Consider the following 17,553-nt stretch of genomic DNA (forward strand, 5'->3'; position numbering starts at 1 on the left):
AATCGGATTTAAAATTTTCAAATCACCGTGAAAATGGTTCGAGAATTGTCCTGTTAGGGCTACTAAAAAAAACACCACTCATTACAAGTGGTGTTTTTTTGTCTATACCAATTTACTTTATATTTAGCATCAATCACTCTTTAATTTATGCCCATTATAAACACAAGCTAAAATAACGAAAAACACACTGCATAAGGAAGATACGGATCTTATGTTGTTCCAAAAATTCCAACGGTCTTCAAAGATATTTCTCATCTGCTTCGCACTTGCATTTGAGGCACTTGTAAGTTCAAACAACTCCAGCTTATTATTTAGAGGAACGTTTATAAACGCCGTTATAGCAAACACACCAACTGAATAAAATAGTGTAGCTATAATGAGCAACAGAAACGATTGCTTTTTGTAGTGCAGAAAACTGGTAATTGGGAGTATAATCAACGTTCCAAAAAAACAAATGAAAAATGGTATATTCTGAATCTCTCGATTGATGTTCTGCATGGCATTTAGAAATTCCTTATCGTTTAGTTTTCCCAATCCCAAACTCACCGAAATCGAGTATGAAAAGAAAAGCCCAGCCATTAATGCTGTTGTCGTTGCCGTAATAATTAGTAGAATGTTTGATGCTCTCATTTTAATTGGAAATACTAACTGTTCTTTTTAAATATTCATTGGTATTTAGTTGACGTATCATAAAATCTGCAACTTCTTTGCGGGCAATTTTTAGATTGAGTTTTTTATAATTTCCGTCAAAACCTATGCGATACGTATTGGTAATTTGGTCATCTGTAAAAGCACTAGGTCTAACAATTGTATAATCCAAATTACTGTCCAAAATATATTTTTCTTGCAATTTATGGTCTTGAAATGCTTTTTTTAGCAACATTCCAAACATAACATGTTTCCAGATAAAATTAAGATTTTCATAGCTTTCGCCCAAGCCAAGCGTCGTTTGGCAAATCAACCTCTTTGATCCTTTTTTCCTCATCGCCTCAATAATTTTTTTTGTTCCTTCTGCGCGTATTTTGCCTTTTCTACCATCGCCTAAGGCACAAAAAACTGCTTCTTGATTCTGCAATGCGTTTTCAACATCATTCAAACTCAAAACATCACCTACATGAACACGAAGGTTAGGATGAGAAATGTTTTTTAGTTTTTGGGGATCACGAACAAAAGCTGTTACTTCATCACCATTTTTTAATGCTTGTTTTACGATTTCAATGCCAACTGTACCTGTGGCTCCAAAGATTATTACTTTCATTTTGTATCAATTTTTAAGATTAGTGATACAAAATTGCAATAGATAAATGCATTAAAATAGAATAAAAGCGACAGTGATTATTCTTTCTCAAATGATTTTGGAGTTTTACCAGTAAAAGCCTTAAAAACTTTTATAAAATGAGATTGATCTGAAAACCCATTTTGATATACAATGTCGGTATGTTTTTCATAATCTTTAACTGTCAATTGATCCAATGAGGCTTGAAATTGGATAATCTTAGCAAACTGTTTAGGAGTAAGCCCCGTTTCAGTCAGAAATCTTCGCTCAAAGGTGCGAATATTGAACTTTAGTTTAGTGGCAATCGAACGGATGCTTTCCTGACCTTTTGTTTGAAAGATGTATTCTATGCCTTGTCGTATTTCAAAGTCAAGATTTTCCTTTTTCTTTTCAAAATACCGTAAAAGCAATTTTGATATAATGTCAATTTTATCTTTTACGCTTTCACTCAATTCCAATTGTTTTTTGAGCCACTTTATATCTTCTTCAGTATCATCAAAGTAATAGCAATTATCGTTTATACTCTGAGGTTTTATATCGAAAAATGTCTTCAAAACATAAGGATACAACTGAAAAACAATAATAAGAAATGCGCCCGAAATCTCAAGTTCAATTGGCAGAATTGTTTGTCCGTAGAGAAAAACTTCTGGCATCTTTTTATCGTGGGGCTTTACGATCAATCCGTGATCGGTTTGCTGAAACATCAAACCTGGACAGCCGTCTGCAAAAAAAGGCAATGTTGTATGTATATTTTTATCTTCATTTTCAAACACCCATATATTTTTCACAAAAAGCGAAATAGAGTCTTCGGGAACAATATTTTGATAGTCCATATTATTGTGATTACCGATTTTATATCTATCAAATATCTGAAAATTTTCCAAAACGTAAATTTCGAAACATTTATGAAGCTTTTCAGCTGTCAACAGCAGTAACACTAAAGCAATCTATATCGCTTATTCAGAACTAGCTATTTCACAATAGCTTAAAAAATACATCCAGCAGGAAATATTTTTTTTCTATCTTCCCAAAATAAAATTTTCTAAAATGAGCCACCTGTTTTCAATAAAAAAATCATTTTTATTCAGCTTCATTGTACTAACCAGTTATCTATTAGTTTCTTTCCATATCAAAAACGAAGATCAGAACGCTTCTTATAAAACCAAAAAAGTGCTGATTTTTTCTAAAACCAATGGCTTCAGACACGAAAGCATTCCCGCCGGAATTACAGCGATAAAAAAACTGGGACAGGAAAATCATTTTATTGTAGACGCTACTGAAGACTCTCTGGCAATTAATTCAAAAAACTTAAAGCAATACCAAGCTGTTATATTTTTAAGTGTCTCAGGTCATGTTTTAGGCGAAAATCAAAAATTGGATTTACAAAAATTCATAGAAAACGGAAATGGTTTTGTTGGCATCCATTCGGCTACAAACTGCGAACCAGATTGGTCTTGGTACACAGAAATGATCGGCGGAATTTTTGAAGGACATCCTGAACCACAGAATGCTAAACTTATCATTGTAAATCATGAACATCCGTCTACAAAACATCTTCCAACAATTTGGGAACGAAAAGATGAATGGTATAATTTTAAATATTTAAACCCAAACGTAAACGTGCTTATAAAAATTGACGAATCTTCATATAAAGGTGGTAAACATGGCGATAATCATCCCTTGGCATGGTATCACAAATATGATGGCGGCAGGGTATTTTACACTGCTTTAGGACACAGCTCTGAAAGCTATAGTGACCCTCTTTTTGCACAACATTTACTTGGTGGAATCACTTATGCTATCGGCAGATAAAATCCTCCAGTTGACGAGCAGCATCAAAGAAATCTGGAGTTTTATTTAGTATATCTTATCAGTCACAAATGAATTGCACTTCACATATCAAGCAAAATAATATTTGCTAATAAAAACTAATCCATTATAGATTATGTGCGTAACTAACGGCAATAATATTGCATTTTTTTGATTTTTGCCCCTTAAATATAAAAAAGCAAACAAAAGTCCTCCTACAAAGGCATATAAAAAATAAAAAATATTATATAGATGGAATGATCCAAAAATAAAAGCTGATAAAAAGCAACAATACTTTAATTTCACTTTTATACTTTTAAAAATTTCAATAACAGCATACTGAAATAGTAAAGTCTCAATGAGAGGAGCAGCTATAACAAATAAAACTATTTTTTCTTTAATTGTATAATGATCATTAAAACCTTTATTTAAAGAAATATCGAAAAGATTTGAAATAACTGAAAACAGGTAATTATTTAAAAAATTTAGAAGAATTATAAGTAATATTAGCTCCCATTGCTTAAGTCCAAATACAATATTTTTTATTTTTGATATCATTTAGTAAAGTGCTTCCTTAATAATTATTTATTCTAATGAGTTGCAAAATACAGTGCAGCACCAAAAATTTTCCCAGCAAAATAAAACATTAAGGTAAACAGGAATACTAATATAAATTATAGCCAATAGTTTTTTATGCTTCTTTCCTAAAAAAAGATTTTCAATAAAAGATTCTTTCATTTTCATTTTTTAACCAAACAAGTAAAACACAAGTTCCATTATAAATAACTGATTATCCCGAGTACAAAATATTAATTTGCTAATACTCTACCAAAAATTTCCCCTTTATTAAAAACATAAAGTAAAAACAACAGAGTGGCAAAAGTTGCAAACAAAATATAAAACAAGTTACTTTTTAAAAACCTCATATAATGCTCTTTTTGTTATACGTCTGTAGCGATTTCTTGACTAGACCACAGACTAAAATAAATTACTTTTTATAAACAGAACCAATAATATAACCTAACGAATATATAAACAAGGACAATAATATGACAATCCTTATCACTTCTAACAATTTTGACGATTTCATACTTTTGCTATGCCTTTTGTGAAACACTTTCCAATTATAAAAACTGCTGACGATTATGTCAGCAGTTTAATCAATTATTATGGTATTACAATCTGCTTAATTAGCATTTGTAATATTTACCAGACTCATAATCAAAGCATAGATTAGGGTATTGATAACCTCCCATAGTTTGTTTTAACTCTTTTTCAGTCAATTTTTGCACATCACTTGGAGTAAATTTTTTAATTTCTGTGTTTTTTGCGGTTTTTTTAAACATAACTAAGTAATTTAAAATTAATTAATATTTTCCAATAATTTAAAGACATTTGGAATCTCTGTCAATTCCTGCGCAGGACTTTTTTTTATTTATTTTAAAATGAAACCGAATCACTTTGCTCAAATATTATCTCCTCATAAATGAGTATGATGTTTCTGAACTTAAATATTTTAAAAAATTATGGAATTAAATCTACCACAGACTTCCTATTCGGATTTGCATTCATAAAACCACAACTCTACTCACAAATATTATTTTTTATAATCACATTTTCTTACGGAAAACCACATTTACATAAAAATTTAACATTTACAATGACCTTATAACACATTACAACCCAAAAAATCTCAATAAAAACAATAGATAATAAAAATCTTTAAACAATACTTTTTTATTTTTTTTCTTGTAAAATCATTTATAAATAGCAATTATTTTCAAAACCATATAACTGATCAGCTTAGTGTTTAACAAAACGAGAATATCTTTTTTCGACTCCTCAGAATCAAAATCAAAATGAAGCAACATTTCAGAAATAAAACCTGAATATCGAATTCCTGGCTCAATTTCAGACAAAGCAATTTCATCCAAATCATCCAGTTCATATTTTTTAGACACTTCATTAAGTTCTTTTATTTCTAAAAAAGACGCTTCTCCTTGATTCTGTCCAGCAACAATATCAAAACCGTTAAGCAACACGATATTAAAATCTTCGTTGTCTAGTAAACTTTTCAAATAATTTGGTAAAGCTTCGGTATATAGATCTCTTTTCAGGAGATAATTGTCATTAACAAACTTTTTATTTTTCAGCTCATAATCAAAATCTGAAATCAATTCTGCAACCTCCTCTTTATTCAGAAATTCAATTTCATTTTGATTTCCTTCTGCTTCATTAATTAAGTTTGCCATTTTTGAGTAACATTCGGGATAGTTTTTCATAACGTAAACTTCCATAGCTTTGCATACGACAGGGTTTCTTTTATATTCTCCCAGTAAGTGTAAGTACTTCTTTTCTGGCACATCCTGAAACTCTGCAAAACCATCATAATAACCATCATTGTATACTTCATCAAACAAAAAATCAAGCTTTACTCCCGTATTTTGAGCGTATTGATAAAACAAAATCTGTTCAAAAAATAAATTAAAATTAAGGCAGTTAATTTTTGATGATATGGCTATATTTTTATCTAAAAAATCAATACTTGTCTTGGCGTACTGCTTAAAAAATTCAATGTCATTTCCTCCTACAACACCCATATTGCAAGCAAAATTGTTTGGTGCCTTATGATAATTCTCCATTTCAACTGGCATATATAGGAGTTCTGGTGAAATGTTGTTCCACATTTTAGTATAATTATCGCCTGTAATTTCTAAATTTTGTGTAAGTACAGCGGCATTTCTAAATTTAGTTTCCAAAGATTCCCATACAAAAACATCTCCGTCAACATGTAAGAAAGGTTCGTTCTGCATCTGATATACTTTAATTTTAGAAACAGCCCATAAATCTTTGGGATAATCATTTAAATCATCTAAAACTACGTGAACTTTGGTGTAAGGCAAATTCAACTTTTCAATTAAAATTTGATATCCAAAACGATCTGTATAAAGTTCAACTTCTTCATGAAATTTCACTAACTGATGACTGCTTAAAATCCAACTCAGCCAATTATATTTATAAGAAATCCAGCCATAATTGCGGGTTAAATCAGTTAAATTTCCAGACCAAAAGCTTTGTATTATTTTCATTTAAAAATGATGCTAAAAAGTTATTGTGTGCAATATAACCTAATTGCATATAAGTTTTTTACGGCATTCCGTAGACCACTACAGAATTCATGTTTCAAAAGAAATTGTCAGATTTGTTTAAAGTTTTTTTATAAATATACTTTCTCGAAATAAAACCCGTTATTTCTTTACAATAATTTAATATCAGGTTTTCTCGATAATTGATTTTATATTACTAAATGTTTTCTTAAATTCGCGATTCCGTAATGAAACGTTTTGTTTTCATTTTAAAATTATGATTTTCATATAAATACCACAAAAAGAAATTTTATAATCTTTAAAAACAAATTATATTATAACTACAATTCAACACAATGCTTAAAAAACACAACCCCAAATTTTTATTTTTTACCCTTTTAACATTATTTTTTTCGGTTAGTTCGTTTTCTCAAAAAAACATCTATGCTGGAATCGAAATTGGCCGTAGAGCCATAAAAGTTTCTGTTATTGACGTAAGCAACATCAGAAAAGCTGATTATAAAATCCTTTCTTTTTGGACTGAGAGAATTCCTTTTGCTGACCATATTGATTCTAAAGGTGAACTTACTCAAGAAGACATCACTAAAACTAGCGTAACGGTTACAAATCAATTGCAAAAAATAAAAGCTGAAAATAAAATTCTTGAAGAAAATATCTTCGTTGTAGCAGCTCCTGTTTTTGCATCTGCTCGCAACATCGATGTTCTAAAAAACAAAATTGCTATTTTAACTGGTAAACAGTTAGAAATATTAGAGGTTAACGAAGAAGCAAAAACACTTGTAAAAGGTGCAATACCGCCAGTAGATTTTGCTAATGCTTTTCTTCTTGACATTGGTGCTCAAACTACAAAAGGAGGTTATATCGACGAACTTAAAGACGGTAAATTAGAATTTGTTCCTTTAGAACTTAGTTTCGGAACCATGACGCTTACTGATGCTGTAGAAAAAACAGTGGTAAATAAAAGTCAGGTAAACGATATGTCGACCTACCAGGAAAAGTCTTTTGACTATAATGTGATTCTACGTAAAAAAACTAAAGAGTTATTTGATGCAAATCCTCCTTTAGCAAAAAAGAATAAACTATACTTATCTGGTGGAGCTGTTTGGGCATTTTCAACTCTTTTCTATGACGAAAATGCTAATAAAGAACATTATGTTGCTTTAACGCTTCAGGATGTTATCGATTATGATGCAATTCTTAAAAATAACTTTGGCAAGTTTACTAATCTTGCCAAAACAAACAAAGAAGCAGCTAGAGTTTTAAGCACTTACGATCAAAAATATTTGATTTCGGCAAACAATATTCTTGTAACTTGTCTTGAAAGTATTCCAGATTTGGCAACAAAGAAAGTTTACTTTGTAAAAGAAGGACAAGTAATTTGGTTGATCTCTTATATTGCTGATCGTTCTAAAAAAATAAATACTAATTTCTAGAAGTATTTTTAAAATCATATAAGGCCTCAGAGAAATCTGGGGCTTTTTTTATGCCATCTCATTTTTTAGGTTGATTTATTTGAAAATGGTTGCAACTTATAATTTGCAACCATATTTACAGCACAAAAAAGGAGTATTTTTCTTTTAAACTCTAATTTTAAAATTCAGAAAAAATATCATATAAAATAAAACCGTCTGATTATGAAAAATTTAACTGCTTTTTTTATCGTCGCACTTTTAGCAGTAACAGCCTGCAAAAAAGAACAATCAAAGGACAATCCAGAAAATGCAAATGCAACATCTGCTGACTCCATAACTGCCATTGCAAAAGAAGCTTGGATATACGGATATCCAATATTTTATAATTACAAGACCATTTATGCCAATGCATTGAACAAAGGAGACAGAGCATATGCTGGGTTTAATAAATTTAAAAGCTTTGCAAATAGTGCTACACCATCAGATACTCTAGTTGTAACTATAAACAATGATACGCCTTACTCTATGGCAGCTATTAATGTTTCTGATGAACCTGTTGTTCTTGAAGTGCCTAAAATGGAAAGCGACCGTTATTACGTAATGCAATTGGTAGATTTATATACCTTTAACTACGAATATATTGGAACTCGGGTTACTGGAAACAATGGCGGAAAATATCTGCTTGCAGGACCAGACTGGAAAGGTGAAACGCCAAAAGGAATTGACAAAGTTTTGCGCTCAGAAACCAATTTAATATTTGTTGTCGGACGAACTCAGCTTCATGATCCTACGGATGTTGCTAATCTGAAAAAAATACAAAGTCAATATAAAATAACTCCGCTGCATGAATATACAAAACAGCCGGCACCACCAGTTAAAAAATACAACTTAGAACTTCCTGTTTGGAAAGAAAGCGATTATGGTACTCCGCAATTTATTAATGTATTAAACTCTCTATTGCAATATGCAAGCGAAGACAGTAGCGAGAAAGAACTGAGAGCTCGTTTTGCAAAAATCGGACTTGTACCAGGAACTGCTTTTGACAGCAGTAAATATCCGCCAGAAACGATAAAAGCTATCGAAAAAGGAATTACAGAAGCAAAACAAGAATTAGATTCAAAAGTAAGCGGTCTTAAAGATTTCGGAAACCTTTTTGGTACTAGAGCCGAACTTCAAAATAATTACCTAAATCGTGCGATTGCAGCAGCTGCCGGAATTTACGGAAATACAAAAGAAGAAGCTGTTTACACGGGAGCTAGTAACGATAAAGACAATCAGCCTCTTTTAGGAAGCAATAAGTATGTTATAAAATTTAGTAAAGATCAGCTTCCAGAGGCAAAATACTTTTGGAGTTTAACAATGTATAATCTTCCAAAACGTTTTCTGGTTCCGAATCCGATTAACAGATATTCTATTGGTAATAAAACAAAAGGCTTAAAATATGAACCAAATGGAGATCTTATTATTTATCTGCAAAGCACTTCGCCAGGAAAGGATAAAGAAAGCAATTGGCTTCCGACTCCGAAAGATGAAAAATTCATGTTTGTTATGAGAATCTATGGTCCAGAGCCTGATGTAATCAACAATGTCTGGAAAATGACTTTACCAGAAAAAGTAAAATAATCATTCGTTGATAAAGCATAAAAGCTTCAGAGAAATCTGGAGCTTTTTTTTGTTACTAAAATAATCTATTAAAAATTTTATCATTTAAAAAACATATCGTAATATTGCAATATTAATATAACCAACATGGGAGCAACTAAAACGGAACATTTTACAGACGCACAAAATCAAATTGCTACAATTGCCAAAGCATTAGGACATCCTGCAAGAATTGCTATAATCGAATATTTATTAAAAGTAAACGAATGTATTTGCGGCGATATTGTAAACGAATTGCCTCTTGCCCAGCCTACGGTTTCTCAGCATCTTAAAGAGTTAAAAAATGCAGGAATCATTAAAGGAAATATTTCTGGAAATGCAATTTGTTATTGTATTGATGAAAAAACAATCGACATTTTAAACTCCTATTTTTTAAACATCACACAAACTATTTCAAAATCAAAATGTTGCTAAAACATTTTTTTTGACAAAATATATCGCAATATTGCAATTAACAAATAAATAAAAATAAGATGAAATTATCAGAAGTAAAACAGATTTTACCAACATTGGACAATGTTGAGTTTCAATTGGAAAACGGAACTTTTGTGCCAGAACATTTTCATGTGACTGAAGTTGGCGTAGTAACCAAAAACTTTATTGATTGTGGAGGAGTTATCAGAAATGAAAAAGCAGTAAACTTTCAACTTTGGGATGCTAACGATTTTGAACATCGTTTAAAACCTAATAAACTATTGAACATCATTCAGCTGTCTGAGGATAAATTAAACATCGAAGACTTAGAAATTGAAGTGGAATACCAAAGCAATACAATTGGCAAATATGATTTAGAGTTTAATGGAAAAACGTTTATTCTAAAAAATAAAACCACAGCATGTTTAGCACAAGATGCTTGCGGTATTCCAGCAGAAAAACAGAAGATCAATCTTACTCAATTGACCAATGATACTGCTTCATGCTGCACGCCAAATTCAGGATGCTGCTAAAAAATGAAAGAACTAATCTTTAAACACAAAAAACCAATTATAATAACCTCTTCTGTTATTTTACTGCAGCTCATTTTCGGTTTTGAACCCAAATTCTGTATTATAAATATCATTTGGCTATTTGTTTAATTATGAAAAAGAAAATACTAATACTTTGTACAGGAAATAGCTGTAGAAGCCAGATTGCTGAAGGCTATATGAGATTTTTTGCAGGAAATAAAGCTGAGGTTTACAGCGCGGGCGTAGAAACTCACGGCGTTAATCCGAAAGCTATTTTGATAATGAAAGAAGACGGAATCGACATTTCGAATCATACATCAAATAATATTGATGAATATGCTCATATTGATTTTGACTTTGTGATTACGGTTTGTGATAATGCAAAAGAACGATGTCCATTTTTTCCAACCAAAGCAGTCAAATTTCACTATAATTTCCCTGATCCCGCAAAAGCAACAGGAACTGATTCTGAAATCATGCAACAATTTAGAACCGTGAGAGATCTGATAAAAGAGTATTGCAAAAACTTTGTGGCAGAAAATTTAGCATAATTTAATGTCGCTCCTCTGGAGCTTTCTGATCATGGGGTTTCGATTTTCTACAAATATTTTGCTCCGCTGGAGCATACTAATCATATTCATTTCCAATGACCAGACATTCCTACGGAATAAAAAGCTCCAAAGAAATTTGGAGCTTTTTTATTTAACCTCAACACTAGATTCTTTAATCTGCATTTCATTAATGATATCCAACAATTCCATTTCATCAGTAGGAAATAATTGAAGTGCTTGCTCTAAAACCAATCCAACATCTATTAAAGGTTTTTTATAATTATCATTTTCTAATGCCAAAATGCAAAGCTTTAACATGTTTGTTATCACACAGCCCAATTCAGAATAGTTTAAAACCTTGATTTCTGCGTTGTAACCTTTGTCAACCGATTTTAAAACATTTAAATATTGAGCTGATTGTTTTTTAAGATAATTTACTTTCTCTATTTCTACAGTTTCCATTCTTTCAATTTTATATTATTTTCAATAATTCAAATATCAAAATATACTTTCAGAAAAAGGTTATCTTATATGATAACCAGTAAAATAAATGCCTTTTAAAATAAAAATTATATCAGATATAAAAAACCAAAAATGCGTAAACCCAAAAGGACTTACGCATTTTTTTGATGAAACATTATAAAAAACGCCGTTTATCTTCTTCTTCCGCCTCCGCCGCCGAAGCCACCGCCTCCGCTAAAACCTCCTCCGCCACGAGAACCGCCTCCCATTTGTCCTGCACTTGGTCTTGACGAAGAGCCTCCTCCTCTATTAAAATTGCCTCCTGAAGAACTTCCTCTATTAAGATTTGAAGTCCCTGCACTTGGTGATGAACTCTGGCGAGTTCTTCCAGATGCGCTAGTATTTCCTGCACGATTCGAGTTTCCTGCTGATGGTCGTGTACTCGCTGATGGACGAGAATTGCCTCGATTGGTATTGTATCTATTATTGGTCGAATTGTCTCGTACTGTATTAGATCTCGATCTATTATTGTTGTAATTATTAAAACTGTTTCTGTTATTAATATATACATTGTTATGCCCGCCATGGTAATGTCCTCCATAATAACCATGATGATGGTAATAATGGTTATGACGATAAATTCCGACCGCCATTACGGTAAAAGCAGCAAAGTAAGGCGGGTAAAATCCGTAGTAATAAGGTGGATAATACGGAACATAAGCCGGTGAATATACATATTGTACAATCGGTACCGTTTCTACCACAACTGCTGTTACGGCTGGCGAGCTCTGCACCGGTTCGTCTCCTGTATAGGCAGGGTTTGCTGTCTTTGCTGGCGAAGATTTGCTTGCTGGCTCAATAACATAATCTTTTCCATACAGCAATTCATCTCCTACAATCTGCATTTTTACCTTTCCGTTTTTGTCTTTATCGACCAAAATAACTGCAACATCCTGATTTTCGTTCTTGTTTACAGCAACTTGAAGAATAAAAGTAAACGAATTGCCATTTTTCTTTGTGACTACTTTTATAAAGTCTACTTTTTTATCCAGATTCAAATCCAGATTATTGATTCCTGTTTTCTCCAAATTCAGATTTTTTTCAAATTCCTCAATGGTTTTTGATTTCTGAAACAAGGTCATAACGGCATAAAGATCAAGATTGTCGCCAGGTAAACCAAGTTCTGGACCATCATTATCTTGACAAAAAATCAACTGGGCAGACATAATTAATGCGACTGTCAAATATTTTGTAAATTTCTTTATCATAGTAAGAGTATAAAATATTAATAAGCTGAGTAGAAAATGATTTTTTCTATACTTTCTACTTTTTACACAGAAATTGTCTAATGCATTTTGGTTTTATCCAATTCGCCTATAAAAGGAATAGCGTTCTGAATTTCAGATCGTATTGTTACCTGCAAATACTGCTCAAGTTGCACAAATTTTGCAGCATTGATTCCGCCAATAGCTTTTACCAGTTTAGAATGTGTTTTAGTAAGCAGTTTTTCAGCTTCTTGATTATACTTTAAATTCGATGATGTTAATTCTGTAGCTTTAGCATCGCTAAGCGTAGCATAATTCTTTGCATAATCTTCAAGAATTTGAATCTTTTTTTGACTTAAAGCTTTGCGTTCCGATTCGTAATTGTCATAAATCGGCTGAAATGCTGTAGCCTGTACATCTGTCAAACCCAAATATTCTTTGACCACTTCTGCTTTAGATTTTCCGTAAAGATCTTGGATTAGTTTTATCTCATCAACAGAACTTTGAGCAGCCATATTCAATCCAAAAATTAATGACAGTATAAATAGTATTTTTTTCATGATCTTTGTTTTTTATCAGTTATTCTACCAATCCATCAGAAGCACTCATGTCTCTTACGCACACATATTTGCCATCTCTTTTTTCGAAATAGCTCATATAGTTTCCAGTATTTATGGGTGTTTTAGTAGAATCTATTACTTTATAATATCCTACTTCTAGAACCATATTTCCGTCATGCGAAACAAAAACTTCTTTGGTTTCAAATGATATTGTATTGGTGTTATTAGTCAAATCTGATTCTAAAAATTCATATCTGGCTTCTTTACCAATAATCGGTGGCCTGTTCTGATAAAAAGTTATCGCATCGTCTGCATAATATCCTATCTCTTTAAGTTGACCAGCATTGTACGTTGCAGCATATTCATTTTCTTTTGCTTGAATTTGCTTCTTGATTTCTTTCAAGTCAACTACAGCATTTTCGTCCTTTTTTGTATTGCAGGAAACCAATAAAACACAGAACCCAGCAAGAACCGCTCTTGTAACTATTTTATTTTTCATACATATTAAATTTTCAAGTTGATATTGCATTATTCCCTTTTACTAATAGACCAAAAAGTAGCTGTTGCCTTTAGAAATGATTTTATCAGCATCAATAGTAGTATTAGGATCATAAGTCTAGATTTGCTTAAAAAATAAGATTAATATTCTTCGAATATCTTTTGAAGTTCTGCCAAGCTTCTTTGTTTCAGCAATGCTACTGACAATAAGATTCTAGATTTCTGCGGATTCAAAGCGTATGAAGCAATTAGTCCAAGTTCATCATCATTGCATTCCACATTACGGCTTACAAGTCCAGTCGCAACGCGCGTGCTTCGCACTACGATAATTCCTTTTTTGCTCGCTCTTGCACAAGCATCTAGAGAAGCTTTGTTCATGTTTCCGTTTCCTACTCCAGCAATTACAATTCCTTTGGCACCGCGCTCTATTGAAGCATCAATTAAATCTGGTTTCATATCGGCATCGGCATAAATAATATCTACACGTGGAAAAGTACTAACACCTTTCACATCAAATTCTGAGTTTTTTCCAAATTTTTGACTTGGATAATTAAAGAAATCGTTTGTTCCGTAAGAAGTAATACCGATAAGTCCACGAAGCGGAGACATAAAAGTCTGAACAGCCGTTGTACTCACTTTTGTTAAAGATTGTGCAGAATGAATCCAATCATTCATTACCAAAAGCACTCCGCGTCCTTTTGCTTTAGGATCGCCAGCTACAGCAATTGCATTATAAAGATTCAAAGGTCCATCTGCACTAATTGCTGTTGATGGGCGCATTGAACCTACCAGCACTACTGGTTTATCTGTTTTCGTAGTTAGATTTAAGAAAAAGGCCGTTTCCTCCATCGTATCAGTTCCGTGTGTAATTACGAAGCCGTCTACATCATTGCTATTGGCCAATTCATTAATTCGATTGGCTACTTTTAGCATAATTTCAAATGACATGTCTTGAGATCCGACATTCGCAATTTGTTCACCTTTTATATCGGCCACTTTTAAAGCATCAGGAATTGCATTTACCATCGCATCAATGGTAACCTGCCCCGAAGTATATCCTGATTGTACCCCAGTTTTAGCAGAACCAGCAATTGTTCCGCCTGTTGCCAATATTAGAACTTTCGGCTTAGCCTGTCCGAACATGCTGATATTTAGCGATAATATCAGCAGTAAAATTATTTTTTTGCAAAAGTTGATATTTAATTTCATCATTTTGTCGTTTTAGTTTGAGAATTATTTTTGGCCCGTTAAGGTTGCTGGATCAAGCAGTTTTTTAATTTGATCTTCTGTCAGCAATTTCTTTTCGCGTATAAGTTCTAAGATTCCTTTATTAGTTGCCAACGCTTCTTTAGCAAGTTCGGTTGTTTTTTCGTACCCCAAAATAGGATTCAGAGCCGTTACAACACCAACGCTTCTATCCATATAATGTGCTAAAACATCTTTGTTTACTGTAATGCCATCGATACAGTTTTTTCTAAACAATGGCATCGCTTTAAAAAACAATCCTTGAGATTCCATCATAGCAATAGCTTGCACTGGTTCAAAGGCATTTAACTGCAATAAACCAGATTGTGCGGCAACTGTTACTGTTAAATCATTTCCCATTACTTTAAAACACAATTGATTCATAAGTTCTGGCATAACCGGATTTACTTTTCCCGGCATAATTGAAGATCCCGGCTGAAGTGCAGGCAAATTGATTTCGAAAAAACCAGTACGAGGGCCCGAAGCCAAAATGATTAAATCACTGCTTATCTTTGCCAAAGCAACTGCCATACTTTTAAGTGTAGAAGAATACATTACAAACCCTTGCTGGCTGGTTGTCGCGGCAATTAGATCTTTGCTCATTACGATTGGCTTTCCTGTAATTTTTGCCAAATGTGCAGCTACTTTTTCGGCATAACCTGGAGACGCCGTGATTCCTGTCCCGATGGCAGTAGCTCCCATATTTTGTTCGCATAAATAAACTTCTGCCTTTTTTAAAGCACTAATTTCTGCATCAAGCTGGTTCCCGAAAGCGTGAAATTCCTGCCCAACCGTCATTGGTACAGCATCCTGTCCTTCAGTTCTTCCCATTTTTAGGACGTCTTTAAACTCATCGCCTTTTTTATGGAAAGCTTTAGCCAAAAGATCAGCTTCTTGAAGCAGTTTGTCATTATGAAGGAGCAATGCCACTTTTATAGCTGTTGGATATACGTCATTGGTTGATTGTCCCATATTAAGATCATCGTGAGGTTCGATGTATTGATATTCTCCTTTTTTATGACCGCTCAGTTCCAGTGCAATATTGGCCAAAACTTCGTTCACATTCATATTAGCAGAAGTACCGGCACCACCTTGATACAAATCGACCAAAAATTGATCATGATATTTACCGTCAATTACAGCTTGGCAAGCTTTTTCTATAGCAGCCAGCCTATCTTTTTTAAGTCGTCCGACATCAGCATTAGCTCTTGCCGCAGCTAGTTTTACCATTGCAAAAGCTTTTACATAATCAGGATAAGATTGAGTAGTCAAGCTGCTTATCTGAAAATTTTCTAACGCACGTGCTGTCTGCACACCGTAATAAGCATTTGCTGGGATTTGTTTTTCTCCTAGAAGATCTTTTTCGGTTCGGGTCTGAGCATTAAGTGAGCCTAAAGACAATCCGAACAATAGCAGATATTGTACAGTTTTACACATATTTTCTTTTTTTTATTGATTAAAAAACAAAAGGCTTTTACTGATTTCTTTTATAAAATGATTGCGAAAAATTATATCTAAAAGAAAACTGTATTTTATTTATTGAAGTACTCCAACCATCATTGAAGTTTTCGCGGTTACCCCACTGAAATTCAACTCCGACCATACAATTTTTTACAGGAGTATATAAAAGGTTTCCAAGAACGTATTGTCCCTTTTTGAAAGCATCATCTGTCTGTCCGTCTGAGTTGTCAATATCGATCATAGAATACCCTACTGCAGTGCTAAACTTGTCACTCCAAGTATGATCTAAAAAAGCAACAACACCAACTAGAGGAAGTGCAACACCTTTTACAGGAGTTACTGGATTGCCAAAATTATTTTTGATGCCTATATCAACTGGAGCATCATTCATATAGTTTTGTATTCCTTCGCCATATACAACCTGACCTCTAAAAACATCATTTTTACTAAAATTGATGTTAGTACTTAAATTAAGTCCCCAGCCTACTGCATCTCCGGACAAATTATATTGGTCATTATTCTGGTCTTTCCATTCGATTTTTCTAACTATACCAGCTAATTCAATATACCCCCATTTTGTGGCGTGATGATATTCTGCCGAAAGATCTGGCAGCGGAAATCTTGCTTTTACTCCTTGCAGTTCGACACGATTTGCATAATCTCCCTGATCGGCACTTGCTCCTGGTCTTTCTAATGCAATGGTTAAACGGGTATCGCCTTGAATTGGCATGTAGCGTATTTGAATGTTTCTAAAAAACACCATTCCGGTTGGTCCCCAATATTCTAGCGAATTTGGGAATACGCCAATATCCATAAAAGGGCTCCAAGTTTGACCTGCTCCAAATTTTCCTAATTCGGCATATGCATGACGAAGACGAAAAGTAGTCTGCCCAGCATCGACACCTGTACCAAACAATTCGAACTCAAAATGAGTTTTTAATTCTCCGATTCCTGTGTCAAAGTAATTTTTAAAACCTAATCTAGTTTGACGTACAGAAGCGTAATAACTGCCATCTGGCCCATATTCGTTTTTAAAAGCAGGCAGTTTAGTTGGCCTTACCACATCGTACCAATCTGATTGTATCTGATTGAAATTATAACCGACATCGGTCATAATAAAACCGTAGATTTCCATGCTTTTATTCCCTTCATCTTGAGCCTGAACAAAAGCAGAAATGAAAAAACAAATTATGAAGACACAGTACCTCATAATTGTCATTTGCAAAAATCTTTTTTTCATAATGATTATAGTTTGTTTATTATGGGATACAACTTTTAATCTGATTTTTGCAGTCCTG

Annotated in this window: 19 protein-coding genes; 6 read left to right on the plus strand and 13 right to left on the minus strand. The window is 33.1% G+C overall.

Annotation, left to right across the window (positions count from 1 at the left end; genetic code table 11):
- Positions 1–129 precede the first annotated feature (129 nt).
- The 3 genes from DMB71_RS00770 to DMB71_RS00780 all read right to left on the minus strand — a co-directional run bounded on the left by DMB71_RS00770 (position 130) and on the right by DMB71_RS00780 (position 2,109).
- Positions 130–630, minus strand: a complete 501-nt coding sequence (locus DMB71_RS00770; RefSeq protein WP_111362824.1) for an anthrone oxygenase family protein — start codon at positions 628–630, stop codon at positions 130–132.
- Position 631: 1 nt separating this feature from the next.
- Positions 632–1,258, minus strand: coding sequence for an NAD(P)-dependent oxidoreductase (locus DMB71_RS00775; protein ID WP_111362825.1), 627 nt, complete (start codon positions 1,256–1,258; stop codon positions 632–634).
- Positions 1,259–1,335: 77 nt separating this feature from the next.
- Complete coding sequence (locus DMB71_RS00780) at positions 1,336–2,109, minus strand: helix-turn-helix domain-containing protein (protein ID WP_111362867.1); 774 nt, start codon at positions 2,107–2,109, stop codon at positions 1,336–1,338.
- A 214-nt stretch (positions 2,110–2,323) separates the two neighbouring features.
- Between DMB71_RS00780 and DMB71_RS00785 the strand changes: the two genes are divergently transcribed.
- A complete protein-coding gene (locus DMB71_RS00785) occupies positions 2,324–3,088 on the plus strand; it encodes a ThuA domain-containing protein (protein ID WP_111362827.1) in 765 nt (254 codons plus the stop codon).
- An 87-nt stretch (positions 3,089–3,175) separates the two neighbouring features.
- Here DMB71_RS00785 and DMB71_RS00790 read toward each other — a convergent pair whose 3' ends face one another.
- The 3 genes from DMB71_RS00790 to DMB71_RS00795 all read right to left on the minus strand — a co-directional run bounded on the left by DMB71_RS00790 (position 3,176) and on the right by DMB71_RS00795 (position 6,174).
- A complete protein-coding gene (locus DMB71_RS00790; RefSeq protein ID WP_111362829.1) occupies positions 3,176–3,643 on the minus strand; it encodes a CPBP family intramembrane glutamic endopeptidase in 468 nt (155 codons plus the stop codon).
- A gap of 632 nt (positions 3,644–4,275) precedes the next feature.
- Positions 4,276–4,431: a hypothetical protein gene (locus tag DMB71_RS21910; protein ID WP_157957641.1), complete on the minus strand. Its 156-nt coding sequence runs from the start codon at positions 4,429–4,431 to the stop codon at positions 4,276–4,278.
- A 411-nt stretch (positions 4,432–4,842) separates the two neighbouring features.
- A complete protein-coding gene (locus tag DMB71_RS00795) occupies positions 4,843–6,174 on the minus strand; it encodes a DUF6734 family protein (RefSeq protein ID WP_111362830.1) in 1,332 nt (443 codons plus the stop codon).
- 353 nt (positions 6,175–6,527) lie between these two features.
- Between DMB71_RS00795 and DMB71_RS00800 the strand changes: the two genes are divergently transcribed.
- The 5 genes from DMB71_RS00800 (at position 6,528) to DMB71_RS00820 (ending at position 10,764) form a co-directional block, all read left to right on the plus strand.
- Positions 6,528–7,625 (plus strand): exopolyphosphatase, encoded by a 1,098-nt coding sequence (locus DMB71_RS00800; protein ID WP_111362832.1) that lies wholly within the window; start codon positions 6,528–6,530, stop codon positions 7,623–7,625.
- A gap of 201 nt (positions 7,626–7,826) precedes the next feature.
- Positions 7,827–9,227 (plus strand): DUF1254 domain-containing protein, encoded by a 1,401-nt coding sequence (locus DMB71_RS00805; RefSeq protein ID WP_111362833.1) that lies wholly within the window; start codon positions 7,827–7,829, stop codon positions 9,225–9,227.
- Between the two features lie 126 nt (positions 9,228–9,353).
- Positions 9,354–9,680 carry an ArsR/SmtB family transcription factor gene (locus DMB71_RS00810; RefSeq protein ID WP_111362835.1) on the plus strand — a complete coding sequence of 109 codons (327 nt, stop codon included), beginning with the start codon at positions 9,354–9,356 and terminating at the stop codon, positions 9,678–9,680.
- Positions 9,681–9,739: 59 nt separating this feature from the next.
- On the plus strand, positions 9,740–10,213 hold the full coding sequence (locus tag DMB71_RS00815; protein WP_111362836.1) for a DUF6428 family protein: 474 nt from the start codon (positions 9,740–9,742) through the stop codon (positions 10,211–10,213).
- 131 nt (positions 10,214–10,344) lie between these two features.
- Complete coding sequence (locus DMB71_RS00820; RefSeq protein WP_111362838.1) at positions 10,345–10,764, plus strand: arsenate reductase ArsC; 420 nt, start codon at positions 10,345–10,347, stop codon at positions 10,762–10,764.
- A gap of 147 nt (positions 10,765–10,911) precedes the next feature.
- Here the strand turns inward: DMB71_RS00820 and DMB71_RS00825 are convergent, their stop codons facing one another.
- From DMB71_RS00825 to DMB71_RS00855, 7 genes are all read right to left on the minus strand, one after another.
- Positions 10,912–11,226 (minus strand): hypothetical protein, encoded by a 315-nt coding sequence (locus tag DMB71_RS00825; protein WP_111362840.1) that lies wholly within the window; start codon positions 11,224–11,226, stop codon positions 10,912–10,914.
- A 191-nt stretch (positions 11,227–11,417) separates the two neighbouring features.
- A complete protein-coding gene (locus DMB71_RS00830) occupies positions 11,418–12,494 on the minus strand; it encodes a hypothetical protein (protein WP_239452885.1) in 1,077 nt (358 codons plus the stop codon).
- A 77-nt stretch (positions 12,495–12,571) separates the two neighbouring features.
- Positions 12,572–13,051 carry a hypothetical protein gene (locus tag DMB71_RS00835; RefSeq protein ID WP_111362843.1) on the minus strand — a complete coding sequence of 160 codons (480 nt, stop codon included), beginning with the start codon at positions 13,049–13,051 and terminating at the stop codon, positions 12,572–12,574.
- A 19-nt stretch (positions 13,052–13,070) separates the two neighbouring features.
- On the minus strand, positions 13,071–13,550 hold the full coding sequence (locus DMB71_RS00840) for a YybH family protein (RefSeq protein ID WP_111362844.1): 480 nt from the start codon (positions 13,548–13,550) through the stop codon (positions 13,071–13,073).
- A 140-nt stretch (positions 13,551–13,690) separates the two neighbouring features.
- Positions 13,691–14,761: a type II asparaginase gene (locus DMB71_RS00845; RefSeq protein ID WP_239452886.1), complete on the minus strand. Its 1,071-nt coding sequence runs from the start codon at positions 14,759–14,761 to the stop codon at positions 13,691–13,693.
- A gap of 21 nt (positions 14,762–14,782) precedes the next feature.
- A complete protein-coding gene (locus tag DMB71_RS00850; RefSeq protein WP_111362847.1) occupies positions 14,783–16,231 on the minus strand; it encodes an aspartate ammonia-lyase in 1,449 nt (482 codons plus the stop codon).
- A 37-nt stretch (positions 16,232–16,268) separates the two neighbouring features.
- Positions 16,269–17,495 carry a DcaP family trimeric outer membrane transporter gene (locus tag DMB71_RS00855; RefSeq protein ID WP_239452887.1) on the minus strand — a complete coding sequence of 409 codons (1,227 nt, stop codon included), beginning with the start codon at positions 17,493–17,495 and terminating at the stop codon, positions 16,269–16,271.
- Positions 17,496–17,553 lie beyond the last annotated feature (58 nt).

The sequence above is a fragment of the Flavobacterium tistrianum genome (assembly GCF_003254545.1).
Taxonomy (GTDB): domain Bacteria; phylum Bacteroidota; class Bacteroidia; order Flavobacteriales; family Flavobacteriaceae; genus Flavobacterium; species Flavobacterium tistrianum.